The organism is Streptomyces sp. SID13726 (assembly GCF_010548375.1).
GTDB lineage: Bacteria > Actinomycetota > Actinomycetes > Streptomycetales > Streptomycetaceae > Streptomyces.
In genome coordinates this window covers 1-409 of record NZ_JAAGLY010000657.1, presented here as the reverse complement: position 1 = coordinate 409, position 409 = coordinate 1, and the positions used below count along the sequence as shown (strand labels likewise).

1 pseudogene is annotated in these 409 nt (G+C 69.9%); it reads right to left on the bottom strand.

The window, feature by feature from the left end:
• Positions 1-409, bottom strand: a pseudogene (locus tag G3I78_RS49630) (penicillin-binding protein 2); the annotation flags it as partial.

Here is a 409-nt window from a genome sequence, read left to right as displayed (position 1 = left end):
CGATCGCGACGACGGCGCCGCGCTGGTCGCCCAGGGCGTCCCAGGCGGCCTGCTGCGCCGCCGGGTCGATCGTCAGCTCGACGGACGCGCCCTGGGGCTGCTTGCCGGTGAACAGCGCGCTGAGGCGGTCGAGCCACAGCGAGCTCGCCTCGCCGTTCAGGTAGTCGTTCTCCTTGTCCTCGATCTCCGTGCGCCCGTTGGTGAGCGAGAGGAACCCGGAGACGGGCGCGTACAGCGGGCCGTTCGCGTACTGCCGCTGGAAGCCGAACGCGTCGTCCACCGGGGTCGAGGACGCGATCGCGTCGCCCGCGACGACGATCGGGCCGCGGAACTTGTTGTACTCGCGGTAGATGGTGCGGGCGTTGCGCGAGTCGTTGTTGAGCGAGTCCGCCTGGACGAACTGGATGTA